The following is a 12,870-nucleotide window of genomic DNA, read 5'->3' on the forward strand; positions in this document are numbered from 1 at the left end:
GGCCGCATGAACAAGCTGATCGACGGCTATTGCAGGCTGCTCGACGCCCTGATTGCCCTGGCCCTCGCGGTCATGGTGGTGCTGGTGTTCGGCAACGTGGTGCTGCGCTACGCCTTCAACACCGGCATCACCGTCAGCGAGGAAGTCTCGCGCTGGCTGTTCGTCTGGCTGGTCTTCCTGGGCGCCATCGTCGCGCTGAAGGAAGGCTCGCACCTGGGCAGCGACATGCTCGTCTCGCGCCTTCCGGTGCTGGGCAAGAAGATCTGCATGGTGCTGGGCCACGCACTGATGCTCTACATCACCTGGCTCATCTTCGAGGGCAGCCTGGCGCAGGCGAAGATCAACCTGGAGGTCGAGGCGCCCGTCACCGGCGCCTCGGTTGCCATCTTCTATTCGGCCGGCGTCGTGTTCGCGGTGTCGGCCGGGTTGCTGCTGCTGCGCAGCCTGGGGCGGGTGCTGTCGGGCCGGTCGAGCGAAAGCGAACTGGTCATGGTGCGCGAGTCCGAGGAAGCGGCCGAGCTGGAAGCGCTGCAGGCGCAGCTGGCACGCGAGAACGCCGACCTTCCTTCCACCATCGACACCCATCGCGGGGGCAAGCCGTGACCGTCGTCATCTTCGTCGGCGCCCTGATCGGCGCCATGGCGCTGGGCATCCCGATCGCCTACGCACTGCTGGCCACCGGCGTGGCCCTGATGTGGCACCTGAACATGTTCGACGCGCAGATCCTGGCGCAGAACGTGATCAACGGCGCCGACAGCTTTCCGCTCTTGGCCGTGCCCTTCTTCATGCTGGCCGGCGAGATCATGAACGTGGGCGGCCTGTCCAAGCGCATCGTCGACTTCGCCCTGGCGCTGGTGGGCCACATCAAGGGCGGCCTGGGCTACGTCGCGATCGTGGCGGCCATCCTGCTGTCGGCCCTGTCGGGCTCGGCGGTGGCCGATGCGGCGGCGCTCACCGCGCTGCTCTTGCCGATGATGGTGAGCGCGGGCCACGACAAGGCGCGCTCGGGCGGGCTGATCGCGGCGTCCGGCGTGATCGGGCCGGTGATTCCGCCGTCGATCGGCTTCGTCATCTTCGGCGTGGCGGCCAACGTCTCCATCTCCAAGCTGTTCCTGGCCGGCATCTTCCCGGGCATCCTGATCGGCGCCGCGCTGTGGCTGACCTGGATGATCCTGGTACGCAAGGAGAAGATCACGCCGCCGCCGCGCAAGAGCAGCGCGGAAATTCTGGCGGCGCTGCGCCAGGCCACCTGGGCGCTGATGCTGCCGGTGATCATCCTGGTGGGCCTGCGCTTCGGCGTGTTCACCCCGACCGAGGCGGCGGTGGTGGCGGCCGTCTACGCCTTCTTCGTGGCGGCGGTGGTGTACCGCGAACTCAAGTTCAACCAGCTCTACGCAGTGTTCGTCAGTGCGGCCAAGACGACGTCGGTCATCATGTTCCTGGTGGCGGCGGCGATGGTGTCGGCCTGGCTGATCACGGTGGCCGACCTGCCCAGCAAGGTGATCGGCCTGCTGGAGCCCTTCATGGGCAACAAGACGCTGCTGCTGATCGCCATCATGGTGCTGGTGATGGTGGTGGGCACCGCGATGGACATGACGCCCACCATCCTGATCCTGACGCCGGTGCTGATGCCGGTGATCAAGCAGGCGGGCATCGACCCGGTGTACTTCGGCGTGCTGTTCATCATCAACAACTCGATCGGGCTGATCACCCCGCCGGTGGGCACCGTGCTCAACGTGGTGGCCGGCGTCGGGCGCATGAAGATGGACGACGTGACCCGCGGCGTGCTGCCCTTCATGCTGGCGGAGTTCGTGATTCTTTTCCTGATGGTGCTGTTCCCGCAGCTGGTGATGGTGCCGGCCAGGTGGTTCACCGGCTGATCCCTTTTCTTTCGCAACTTCATGGAGACAACCATGCGCATTTCCTTCATTCGACGCGCCCTCGTGGCGTCCCTGGTGGCCATGCTGCCCTTCTCCAGCGCGCTGGCGCAGGACATCAAGGAGCGGACCTTCAAGTACGCGCTGCAGAACCCCAAGGGCCACCCGCTGGCCAGCGGCGCGGAGAAGTTCGCCGAGCTGGTGGCGGCCAAGTCCGGCGGCAAGATGAAGGTCAACGTGTTCCCCGGCGGCACACTGGGCGGCGACGCGCCCAACGTATCGGCGCTGCAGGGCGGCACCATCGACTTCGTGGCGCTCAACTCCGGCATCCTGGCCTCGCAGGTGAAGGACTTCGAGGTCTACGACTTCCCCTTCATGTTCGCCAACGCGAAGGAAGCCGACGCGGTGGTCGACGGCCCCTTCGGCCAGAAGCTGCACGCCAAGCTGGCCGACAAGGGCATCATCGGCCTGGGCTACATGGAGCTGGGCTTTCGCAACATCACCAACAGCAAGCGGCCGATCAACACGGTGGAAGACATCGCCGGCCTGAAGCTGCGCGTGATCCCCAACGCCATCAACGTCGACTGGGTCAAGGCCCTGGGCGCCAATCCGACGCCGCTGGCTTTTCCCGAGGTGTACGCGGCGCTGGAGCAGAAGGCGATCGACGGGCAGGAGAACCCGCTCAACGTGATCCTGGCCAACAAGTTCGCCGAAGTGCAGAAGCACCTGGCCATCACCAACCACCAATACAACCCGCAATCGCTGATCTTCAGCAAGAAGGTGTGGGACCAGCTCTCGCCGCCTGAGCGCAAGGTGCTGCAGGACGCAGCGGCCGAAGCCATCGTGTTCCAGCGCAAGACCTCGCGCGAAGCCGCCGGCTCCAACCTGGCCGATCTGAAGAAGGCCGGCATGCAGGTCACCGAGTTCAACGGGGCCGAGCAGGCCAAGCTGCGCGAAAAGCTCAAGCCCGTGATCGAAAAGCACGGTGCGCCCATCGCCGCCACCGTCGCCGAGCTGCAGGCCGAGCTGGCCAAGGCAAGAAAGTAAGCCGGCTACGCCCCGCAGGCCCTCTTCGTTGCCCTTTGTTTGGCACGATAGAGGGCCATGCCTTTTGTCTCCACCACCGTCCTCTGTCTCGTCTTCGCCATCTCCGATGGCGACACCCTGAAGGTCCGTTGCCCGGACCGGAATCCCGTCACCACACAGGTCGTTCGGCTGGCCAGCGTCGACGCGCCGGAGCGCGATCAGCCCTTCGGCTGGCGCGCCAGGAAGTCGCTCAGTGAAATGACGCTGCGCAAGCCGGTGCGGCTGGAATGCCGCGAAAAGAAGGACCGCTACGGCCGCTCGCTGTGCACCGCCTGGGTGACGCCGGCCTCCTGCACCCGCGCCAGCTGCGAGTACACGCTGGACGTGGGCCACGCGCTGCTCACCATGGGCCTGGCCTGGTGGTCGCCGCAATATGCGCGTGAGCAGACGGCACAGCAGCGAGGCCAGTACGAGTTCTCGCAATTCGAGGCCAAGGCCAGGCGGGCCGGCCTCTGGCGCGATGGGGACGGCGCGGTGCCGCCCTGGGAATGGCGCCGCGAGCATCCGGCCAAGCATGGCTGGCCGAGCGCCGCGGCAACGGCCGGTCAGTGATGCCGGTGCAGACCGCCCGGGTGGCTGTGGCCGAAATCGGCCCGGCGATCGACAAAGGACGTGACCACCGGCACCCCGTTGCCGTCCGAGCGTTCGTCGGCGCGGCGCTGCAAGGCGGCGATGCCGGCCATCATGGCTGCTGAATAGCTGGGCAGCGGGCCCTCGGCATAGGCGATCGCCCGCGGATACTGGTCCGGGCTTTCTTCCTTCAGCAGCATCCAGTAGTAGTGGCCCGGGATGGGCTCGTCCACCATCAGTTCAATGTTGTCGTGGCTCACGGTGCACTTCCTTTCGCAATCACGGGGTTCATGCCCCGAGAACGATCCGGCTGCGTCCGCTTTCAAGCAACAGAAGTGTCAGGCGGCGCAACCGGATCGCCCACATGCGCATTGAAGTGCGCTCCGGCGCCGCGCGGAAGCGAGCTATTTCACGAAGTCGGGCTACTTGTTAACAACCGGAAACATTTCGTGAAAAAAGGTGCGCCAAGCCGGGCTGCCCGGCTCAGCTCAATGCGGGTGCGGGCGGATCGGCGCACCCCGGCGCGCCAGCACCCGATCGATGCGGCGCCCATCCAGCGCCAGCACCTGGAAGGACCAGCCGGCGCACTCGATGTACTCGCCCACCGTGGGCATCTGGCCCGACACCGATAGAAGGAGGCCAGCCAGGGTGTTGTAGCGGCCGCGCTCCTCCTCCGGCAGGCTGCGGATGGCCAGCCGCGCGCGCAGCTCGGACACCGGCATCAGCCCGTCGAGCTCCCAGGCGCCGTCCGGGCGCGGCGTGGCCCAGGCGTCGTCCTGCTGGCCCGGCTGCAGCTCGCCGGTGATGGCCTCGAGCAAGTCGCGCGGCGTCATCAGGCCCTGCACCACGCCGTATTCGTCCACCACGAACACCAGGCGGCCGGCGCGGGCGCGAAACTGCTCCAAGAGTTCCATGCCGGTCAGGGTCTCGGGCACGAAGGCGGCGGGCTGGGCGATCGATTCGATCGGGCCCGAATGCTCGCGCCCCAACTGCAGCAGCCGGGCCACGCTGACCACGCCCACCACGTCGTCCAGCGAGCCGCGGCACACCGGGTACCAGGAATGCACCAGGTCCAGCGCGGCGGCCCTGGCCACCTTGTCCAGGGTCTCGGCCACGGTGCCGTAGGCCTCCATCCATTCGATGTCGGCGCGCGGGACCATCAGCGAGGACAGGCGCCGGTCATCCAGGTGGAACACGTTGCGCACCATCTGGTGCTCGTGCTGCTCGATCACGCCGGCGTCCACGCCCTCTTCCAGGCTGGCGGAAATCTCTTCCTCGGTCACCAGGCGCGCCGCATTGGCGTCGATGCGCATCAGCTTGAGCAGCATGGCGGTGGCCCCGGCCAGCAGCAGCACGAAGGGCCGGGCCGCCTTGGCCAGCCAGGCCATCGGCCGCGAGACCCAGCGCGCCACCGGCTCCGGATAGAGCTGCCCGATGCGCTTGGGCACCAGTTCGCCCACCAGGATGGTGAAGAAGGTGATGCAGCCCACCACGACGGCGGTGGACAGCACGCTGGCGGTGCCGGCGCCCAGGCCGTGGCGTTCCATCACGGCGGCGAGCGGGCCGGCGAAGGCGGCCTCGCCCACGATGCCGCTGAGCATGCTGATCGAGGTAATGCCGATCTGGATGGTCGACAGGAAGCGCGTCGGGTCTTCCATCAGCGCCAGCGCCGACCTGGCGCCGGCATCCCCCATCTCGGCCAATGCAGCCAGGCGCGCGCGGCGGGCGGTCGACAGGGCCATTTCGGACATGGCAAACAACGCATTGCACGTCGTCAGCACGGCCAGCAAGAACACATCCATGGGGGAGACAAGGGAGAATCGGGACCATGGCACTTTACTTGATAGGCGATGTCCAGGGCTGCGCGGCGCCCCTGGACCGACTGCTGGACAAGATCGCGTTCTCGCCGAGCCGCGACGCTTTGGTGCTCCTTGGCGACCTGGTGAACCGCGGCCCCGATTCGTTGTCGGTGCTGCGCCGCGCGCGCGCCCTGGGCGCATCGGCGCAAAGCCTGCTGGGCAACCATGACCTGCATCTGCTGGGCGTGGCGCACGGCGACCGCAAGGCTAGCCGCAAGGACACCTTCGCTCAACTGCTCGGCGCGCCGGACCGGGGCGAGCTGCTCGAATGGCTGCGGCATCAGCACATGGCACTGCACCGTCGGATCGGCGGCGCCGACCTGCTGATGGTGCATGCCGGCCTGGCGCCGCAGTGGAGCGTGAACGACACCCTGGCGCGCGCCGCCGAGCTGGAGGCGGTGCTGCGCGGCCCGGACTTCGGCGCCTTCCTGGCCAATATGTACGGCAACGAGCCCCACCGATGGGACGACGGCCTGCGAGGCGACGCCCGCCTGCGCGTCATCGTCAACGCGCTGACACGCATGCGCTTTTGCAGCGCCGACGGCCACATGGAATTCGAGACCAAGGACGGCGCCGCCAATCCGCCGGCCGGCCACATGCCGTGGTTTGACGTGCCAGGTCGCCGGACGAAGGACGCGACGGTCGCTTTCGGCCACTGGTCCACCCTGGGCTGGGTGTCGCGGCCGGACATCATCTCGACCGATACCGGCTGCGTCTGGGGCGGCCAGCTCAGCGCGGTGCGCATCGGCGCCACGCTGGCCGAGCGCGAGCTGATCCAGGTCGCGTGCCCGCAGGCGCAAAAGCCCGGCTGAACCTCAGGGGTTCAGGGGCTCAGGAAGCGGACTTGAAAAGCGCCGCCACCTTGCGCTTGGGCTTGATGTTGGCCGACACGCCGCGCGCGGGCGTGGTCTTGCCGGCAGCCTCCCACGCGGGCGCCTCATCGTTGGCGCTCGCCTCGTAGGGCTTGTCGAAGAAGGGGTCGCGCGGCGCCGCGGCCGGGCGGTGCGGGCGCTGGCTGCGGGTGGTGCGCGGCTCGAAGCGTTCGCGCGGGCTGTCGAGCACGTCGCGTGCATCGCCGGCCTCGCCTTCGTCGCGCCAGTGGCGGCGGCCGTCGTTGATGCGGCCGCGCGGGCGGTCTTCCTCGAACTCGATCGGTTCCAGCTCGATCTTCTTCTTGATCAGCTTCTCGATGTCGGCCACCAGGCGCACGTCGTTGCCGCCGGCGGCAAAGGTCACGGCCAGGCCGGAGGCGCCGGCACGGCCGGTGCGGCCGATGCGGTGCACGTAGTCTTCGGCGTTGAAGGGCACGTCGAAGTTGAACACCGCCGGCACGTCCTTGATGTCCAGGCCGCGGGCTGCCACGTCGGTGCACACCAGCAGATCAACCTCGCCGGCCTTGAAGGCGTTCAGCGCCTTCAGGCGCTCGTCCTGGCTCTTGTCGCCGTGCAAAGCGTTGGTCTTCAGGCCCTCGCGCTCCAGCGAGCGCGCCAGACGGGCGCATCCCAGCTTGCTGTTGACGAAGACGAAGGCCTGCGAGATGCCGCGCTGACGCACGATCTGCTTGAGCGCCCGGCGCTTGTCGTCGTCGGACACGCTGAAGAAATGCTGCTCGACGGTGGACGCCGTCTCGTTGGGCCGCGCCACCTCGATGGTGACGGGGTTTTGCAGGTAGCTGCCGGCCAGGCGCTTGATCTCGGGCGAGAAGGTGGCCGAGAAGAGCAAGGTGGTGCGCGTCTTGGGCAGGTAGCTCAGGATGCGTTGCAGGTCGGGCAAAAAGCCGATGTCCAGCATGCGGTCGGCCTCGTCGAGCACCACGTACTCGACCTGGTTCAGCACCGCGTTCTTGGCCTCGATGTGATCCAGCAGGCGGCCGGGCGTGGCCACCAGCACCTCGACGCCCTTCTTGAGCTCCAGCGTCTGCGGTTTCATGTCCATGCCGCCGAACACCACCGTGCTGCGCAGCTTGGTGTGCTTGGCGTACAGCTCGACCTGCTGGGCCACCTGCACCGCCAGTTCGCGCGTGGGCAGCAGCACCAGGGCGCGCACGGGGTGGCGCGCCGGCGAGGTCGAGGTGTTCTCGTGCTTGAGCATGCGCTGCAGCAGCGGCAGCGAAAACGCCGCCGTCTTGCCGGTGCCGGTCTGCGCGGCGCCCATCACGTCCTGGCCCGAGAGCACGACCGGAATGGCCTGCTCCTGGATCGGCGTCATGGTCTCGTAGCCCATTTCGGCTACGGCACGCGCCAGGGGTTCGGCCAGGGAAAGGTTGGAGAAGGAGCTTGTCATGAAGCCCTCTATTGTCGCACTGCCGCATAAAGCGGGTGTGACAAGGCCCCGAAGGCCTTCTTTGCTACGCTTTTTGTAGCGAGTTACAGACTGCGCGCAGAGAAGGTATCGCAGTCCTGAACCTTGCCGCTCTTGAAGCCGCTGCCGAACCAGCGCTGGCGCTGCGCGCTGGTGCCGTGGGTGAAGCTGTCGGGCACCACGGCGCGGCCAGCCGAGCGCTGCAGGGCGTCGTCGCCGATCTTCTGGGCGGCGTTCATGGCCGATTCGATGTCGCCCGGGTCCAGCCACTTCTTCGATTCCTGCGAATGGTGGGCCCAGATGCCGGCGAAGCAGTCGGCCTGCAATTCCACCCGCACCGAAAGGGCATTGTTCTCGCGCTGGCTCAGGCGACCGCGCATCTGGTCGACCTTGCCGGTGATGCCCAGCTCGTCCTGCACGTGGTGGGCGACTTCATGCGCGATCACGTAGGCCCGGGCGAACTCGCCGGGCGCGCCCAGTTCGCGCGTGAGGGTGTCGAAGAAGCTCAGGTCGATGTAGACCTTCTTGTCGCCCGGGCAGTAGAAGGGGCCCATGGCCGACTGGCCGGCGCCGCAGGCCGTCTGCTGGTAGCCGCGGAACAGCACCAGCCGGGTGGGCTGGTAGGCGCCGCCGGCCTGGCGGAAGATGTCGGACCACACCACCTCGGTGTTGCGCAGCACCACCGAGACAAAGGCGGCCTCGCGGTCGGTGGCCGGCGGCTTGGGCGCCGGCCCCTGCTGTTGCTGCTGCACCTGCGGGGCCGGATCGCCGCCGCCACTCAGGAGTCCCAGCACGGTGAGCGGATTGATGCCGAAGATCCAGCCGGCGATCAGGGCCACGGCAATGGTGCCGATCCCGATGCCGCGTCCGCCGACATGAAAGCCCCCACCGCCACCGCCACCGCTGCGGCGGTCTTCCACGTTCTCGGATTGCTCGTTGCCTTCCCATCTCATCGCGTTCTCCAGATTTGCCGCCGCGCGCGGGGGAGGCAGATCGTAACGCTGCCGGCGCCCGCCTACTGGGCCTGTGGCCGCCGCACGTTCTGAAACACGTATCGGAGGGCGTCGGCGGCGGTCGATTCCCACACGGCCCACTCATGCTTGCCGTTGACGATGCGCAGCTCGGCCGGCTGGCGGTTCTTGCGCAGCAGCGAATACAGGCGCGCGGCCTCGGCCTCGATGAAGAACTCGTCGTCGTCGCCCGAGTTGATGTAGATCGGCACCTGGACGCCCTTGCGCACGAAGGCATCCCACAGCGCGGGGTAGTTGTAGGCCTTCCACATTTCGGGGCTGTAGCTGCCGTCGCCGCCTGGCAGGGAAAACACGCGACCCGTACGCGCCCCCGAGTTCTCCGGTGGCTCGGGCGTGTAGATGGCCGGGCTCAGCAAGGCCGCAGCCTGGAACTTGTCCGGGTACTGCAGCACGTAGCGCAGCGCCCCGTAGCCGCCCATCGACAGGCCGCCGATGACGCGGGCATCGCGCGTGCCCAGAGCCCGGTAGTTCTTCTCGATCACCGGGATCAGCTCGAGGAAGAAGGCGCTTTCCACCCGCTCCCTGAGGTCCACGTACCAGGTGGTGCCGGCATCGGGCATCACGATGATGGCCGGCGGGATCTGGCCGGACTCGATCAGCGAATCGGCCGTCTTCTTGATGCGCCCCAGGTTGACCCAGTCGTTGCGGTCGCCGCCATTGCCGTGCAGCAGGTAGAGCACCGGGTAGCGCAGCGGGCCATTGGGGTCGTAGCCGGTGGGCAGGTAGACGTTGAAGAGCCAGTCGCGGCCCAGCACGCTGCTCTTGAAATGGGCGCCTTCGATGGTGCCGGCCTGGGCCAACGCGGCCGCCATGCCGGCCGCGAGCGCCAGCAGCCAGGCTCGCAGGAAGCGCATGGCTAGAAGCTTCTCAGCTCTCAGGCCTTGGGCAGGGTGACGCCGCGCTGGCCCTGGTACTTGCCGCCGCGGTCCTTGTAGCTGGTCTCGCAGACCTCGTCGCTCTCGAAGAACAGCACCTGGGCGCAGCCCTCGCCGGCGTAGATCTTGGCGGGCAGCGGCGTGGTGTTGCTGAATTCCAGCGTCACGTAGCCTTCCCACTCGGGCTCGAAGGGCGTCACGTTGACGATGATGCCGCAGCGCGCGTAGGTGCTCTTGCCCAGGCAGATGGTCAGCACGTTGCGCGGGATGCGGAAGTACTCCACCGTGCGCGCCAGCGCGAAGCTGTTGGGCGGGATGATGCAGTAGTCGCCGTGCATGTCGACGAAGCTCTTCTCGTCGAAGTTCTTCGGGTCGACCACCGTGCTGTGGATGTTGGTGAAGACCTTGAACTCGGGCGCGCAGCGGATGTCGTAACCGTAGCTGGAGGTGCCGTAGCTGATGATCCGGTGGCCGTTGGCCTCGCGGATCTGGCCCGGTTCGAAGGGCTCGATCATGCCGCTCTTCTCGGCCATGCGGCGGATCCACTTGTCGCTCTTGATGCTCATATATTGCGCGTCCTAGTCAGGGCCGCAATTCTATGGGCCTCCCGGCTTTTCACTCCGCTGCGCTGCGTGTAATTCGCCACCTCCCGAGGAGGGGACCCCACCTGCGGCCTGGCAAAGCCAGTTCCGCGGTGCGTGGCTGGTACTTGCCTATTGCCTATTCCAGCGCCTGGCCAATGACGGTGCGTTCCACCAGCCGGTCGTCGCCCAGCACGATCATGGAGAACAGCAGTTCTTCGAGGCTGTTCGCCAGCTTCGTCTTGCGCGCCAGCAGCGGCGTGGCGGCCGGGTTGAGCACCAGGAAGTCGGCCTCGCAGCCCGGCTGCAGGTTGCCCACCACGCCACCCAGGCCCAGCGCGTGCGCCGCGCCGCCGGTGTGGCGCCACCACAGCTGCGAGGGCGCAATGCTCAGGCCCGGCTTGGTCTGCCCTTCGCGGCCGGCGTAGTAGGCGGCCAGCATGGTGGCAAAGGGGCTGAAGCTGGTGCCGCCGCCGACATCGCTGGCCAGGCCGTAGCCGTAGCCGATGCGGTCGGCGCCCTCGAAGTCGAAGAAGCCGCTGCCCAGAAACAGGTTGCTGGTGGGGCTGACGGCGGTGACGGCACCGGTGTCGCGCATCAGGCGGCGGTCGTCATCGTCGAAGTGGATGCAGTGGGCGTAGACGGCCCGCTCGCGCATCAGGCCGAAACCCACGTAGACGTCCAGGTAGGAACGGGCCTTCGGAAAAAGCTCGCGCGCCCACTTCACCTCGTCCTTGTTCTCGGCCACGTGCGAATGGATCCAGGTGTCGGGGAAGGCCTTGGCCAGCTCGCCGGCGCCGTGCAGCTGGGCATCGGTGCTGGTGGGGGCGAAGCGCGGCGTGATGGCGTAGCCCAGGCGGTCCATGCCGTGCCAGCGGCGGATCAGCGCCTCGGTGTCGACCAGGCTCTGCTCGGTGTCATCGCGAACGCCATCGGGCGAATGGCGGTCTTGCAGCACCTTGCCGGTGATCATGCGCAAGCCGCGCTGGCGCGAGGCTTCGAAGAAGGCATCGACCGAGGCGGGGTGCGATGTGGCAAAGGTCAGCGCCGTGGTGACGCCGTTGCGCGCCAGTTCGTCGAGGAAGAACTCGGCGACCGCGCCGGCGTGCGCCGGGTCGGCAAAGCGGCTCTCGGCCGGGAAGGTGTAGTTCTCCAGCCAGGGCAGCAGGCCCGCCGCCGGCGCGCCGATGATGTCGGTCTGCGGGTAGTGCACGTGCATGTCGATGAAGCCGGGCGCCAGGATGCGGCCCGGCAGGTGCTCGGTGGGCACAAGGGCGAATTGCCCCTTCAGCGCCATCCAGGCACCGGCCGCCTGCACCACCTGGCGGCCGCGCGCATCCGGGCCGATGACCAGCAGGCCGTCCTCGTCGAACTGGGCTTGGCCGGTGGCAGCGTCGAATCGCAACAGGGAGGCGCGCAGGGCTTTCATCGTCATGGGCGCAAAGCGTAGTTCAAGCGCCACGCTTTGCAATGTGGCTGAACGTATAAGCCCCATATGCCCGGCACGACGGACATAATTTCCTCGGATGAAAGTCCTGCTGATCGGCAACTACGCGCCGGACGACCAGAAGAGCATGGCGGCCTTCTCGGCCATGCTGGAGCGCGAACTGCCGCACCTGGGTTGCGAAGTACGCGTGCGCAGCCCCAAGGCACGCGCCAGCCTGCTGCCCATGCCGCACAAGCTGCGCAAATGGGCCGGCTACGTCGACAAGTTCGTCCTCTTTCCGCCCACCCTGGCGAAGGACGCGCGCTGGGCCGACGTGGTGCATGTCTGCGACCACTCCAACGCGATGTACCTGCCGCGGCTCACCGCCTACCCCACGGTGCTGACCTGCCACGACGTGATCGCCATCCAGGCGGCGCGCGGCATCGTGACCGACTGGCAGGTGGGCGCCACCGGCCGCATCTTCCAGCGGCTGATCGCCGACGGCTTCGCGCACGCCGATCGTGTGATCTGCGATTCGGCGGCCACCCGGCGCGATGTGCTCGCCCTGGAACTGGCCGATGCGGCCCGGGTGGAAACCGTGCCGATCGGGCTCAACAACGAATTCGGGCCGCTGCCTGACGAGGCGGTGCGCCAGCGGCTCGCCGGCTTCGGCGTGGCCCTGGAAGAGCGCTACCTGCTGCACGTGGGCCACGAGCACCCGCGCAAGAACCGCATGGCAGTGCTGCGGGCCTTCGCCGAGCTGCAGCAAGAAGCCGATCCGCCGCTGCGCACGCTGGTCTTCGTCGGCTCGGCGCTCACGCAGGAGATGATCGCCCTGGTGGCCGAGCAGCCCGGCCTGGCCGGCAAGGTGCACGTGCTGCGCGATGTCTCGCACGACAATCTGCGGGCCCTCTACTGCGGCGCCGGCGCCCTGCTCTTTCCCTCGCTGCAGGAAGGCTTTGGCTGGCCCATCATCGAAGCCCAGGCCTGCGGCTGCCCGGTCTTCACCTCCAACCTGGCGCCGATGAACGAGATCGGCTCGGACGCGGCGGTGTACGTGGATCCGCATGACCCGACGGCCATCGCAAATGCCATCCGCGATGCCGCGCCCAACTTCGCCACCATGCGCGAACAAGGCCTGGCCAACGCGCAGCACTACGCCGCCGCGCACATGGCCGCGCGCTATGTCGAGCGCTACCGCGAAGTGATCGCGGCGCGCCAGCGCGCCCCGGCAGGCGTCAGCGCTTGAAGCCCGACGGGCGCG

13 protein-coding genes are annotated in these 12,870 nt (G+C 67.6%); 6 read left to right on the plus strand and 7 right to left on the minus strand.

Annotated elements, in window-relative coordinates:
* The first annotated feature begins 6 nt into the window (after positions 1 to 6).
* From ACIPRI_RS24010 to ACIPRI_RS24025, 4 genes are read left to right on the plus strand one after another with little or no spacing between them, the layout of a single operon-like run.
* Entirely contained in the window at positions 7 to 603 is a 597-nt protein-coding gene (locus ACIPRI_RS24010) for a TRAP transporter small permease (protein WP_446624013.1), read from the plus strand.
* On the plus strand, positions 600 to 1,880 hold the full coding sequence (locus tag ACIPRI_RS24015) for a TRAP transporter large permease subunit (RefSeq protein ID WP_446624014.1): 1,281 nt from the start codon (positions 600 to 602) through the stop codon (positions 1,878 to 1,880). The genes ACIPRI_RS24010 and ACIPRI_RS24015 overlap by 4 nt, the downstream gene beginning before the upstream one ends.
* Before the next feature lie 33 nt (positions 1,881 to 1,913).
* Positions 1,914 to 2,924 carry a TRAP transporter substrate-binding protein gene (locus ACIPRI_RS24020; protein ID WP_446624015.1) on the plus strand — a complete coding sequence of 337 codons (1,011 nt, stop codon included), beginning with the start codon at positions 1,914 to 1,916 and terminating at the stop codon, positions 2,922 to 2,924.
* 57 nt (positions 2,925 to 2,981) lie between these two features.
* Positions 2,982 to 3,515: a thermonuclease family protein gene (locus tag ACIPRI_RS24025; protein ID WP_446624016.1), complete on the plus strand. Its 534-nt coding sequence runs from the start codon at positions 2,982 to 2,984 to the stop codon at positions 3,513 to 3,515.
* Here the strand turns inward: ACIPRI_RS24025 and ACIPRI_RS24030 are convergent.
* Both ACIPRI_RS24030 and ACIPRI_RS24035 read right to left on the minus strand, forming a co-directional pair.
* Positions 3,509 to 3,793, minus strand: a complete 285-nt coding sequence (locus tag ACIPRI_RS24030; RefSeq protein WP_446624017.1) for a hypothetical protein — start codon at positions 3,791 to 3,793, stop codon at positions 3,509 to 3,511. The two genes, ACIPRI_RS24025 and ACIPRI_RS24030, sit on opposite strands and share 7 nt — an antisense overlap.
* A gap of 228 nt (positions 3,794 to 4,021) precedes the next feature.
* Positions 4,022 to 5,335, minus strand: coding sequence for a hemolysin family protein (locus tag ACIPRI_RS24035; RefSeq protein WP_446624018.1), 1,314 nt, complete (start codon positions 5,333 to 5,335; stop codon positions 4,022 to 4,024).
* A gap of 26 nt (positions 5,336 to 5,361) precedes the next feature.
* Between ACIPRI_RS24035 and ACIPRI_RS24040 the strand changes: the two genes are divergently transcribed.
* Positions 5,362 to 6,204, plus strand: coding sequence for a symmetrical bis(5'-nucleosyl)-tetraphosphatase (locus ACIPRI_RS24040; RefSeq protein ID WP_446624019.1), 843 nt, complete (start codon positions 5,362 to 5,364; stop codon positions 6,202 to 6,204).
* A gap of 19 nt (positions 6,205 to 6,223) precedes the next feature.
* On the opposite strand, the gene ACIPRI_RS24045 is transcribed toward ACIPRI_RS24040, so the two are convergent.
* The 5 genes from ACIPRI_RS24045 to guaD all read right to left on the minus strand — a co-directional run bounded on the left by ACIPRI_RS24045 (position 6,224) and on the right by guaD (position 11,609).
* Positions 6,224 to 7,675: a DEAD/DEAH box helicase gene (locus ACIPRI_RS24045; RefSeq protein WP_446624020.1), complete on the minus strand. Its 1,452-nt coding sequence runs from the start codon at positions 7,673 to 7,675 to the stop codon at positions 6,224 to 6,226.
* A gap of 83 nt (positions 7,676 to 7,758) precedes the next feature.
* Positions 7,759 to 8,646, minus strand: a complete 888-nt coding sequence (gene ypfJ / locus ACIPRI_RS24050; protein ID WP_446624021.1) for a KPN_02809 family neutral zinc metallopeptidase — start codon at positions 8,644 to 8,646, stop codon at positions 7,759 to 7,761.
* A gap of 62 nt (positions 8,647 to 8,708) precedes the next feature.
* On the minus strand, positions 8,709 to 9,578 hold the full coding sequence (locus tag ACIPRI_RS24055; RefSeq protein WP_446624022.1) for an alpha/beta hydrolase: 870 nt from the start codon (positions 9,576 to 9,578) through the stop codon (positions 8,709 to 8,711).
* A gap of 20 nt (positions 9,579 to 9,598) precedes the next feature.
* Positions 9,599 to 10,165, minus strand: coding sequence for a dCTP deaminase (gene dcd, locus ACIPRI_RS24060; protein WP_446624023.1), 567 nt, complete (start codon positions 10,163 to 10,165; stop codon positions 9,599 to 9,601).
* A 154-nt stretch (positions 10,166 to 10,319) separates the two neighbouring features.
* Entirely contained in the window at positions 10,320 to 11,609 is a 1,290-nt protein-coding gene (gene guaD, locus ACIPRI_RS24065) for a guanine deaminase (protein WP_446624117.1), read from the minus strand.
* 97 nt (positions 11,610 to 11,706) lie between these two features.
* Between guaD and ACIPRI_RS24070 the strand changes: the two genes are divergently transcribed.
* Positions 11,707 to 12,855, plus strand: coding sequence for a glycosyltransferase family 4 protein (locus ACIPRI_RS24070; RefSeq protein WP_446624024.1), 1,149 nt, complete (start codon positions 11,707 to 11,709; stop codon positions 12,853 to 12,855).
* Positions 12,856 to 12,870: the final 15 nt, after the last annotated feature.

It is taken from the genome of Variovorax sp. LARHSF232 (genome assembly GCF_052871435.1).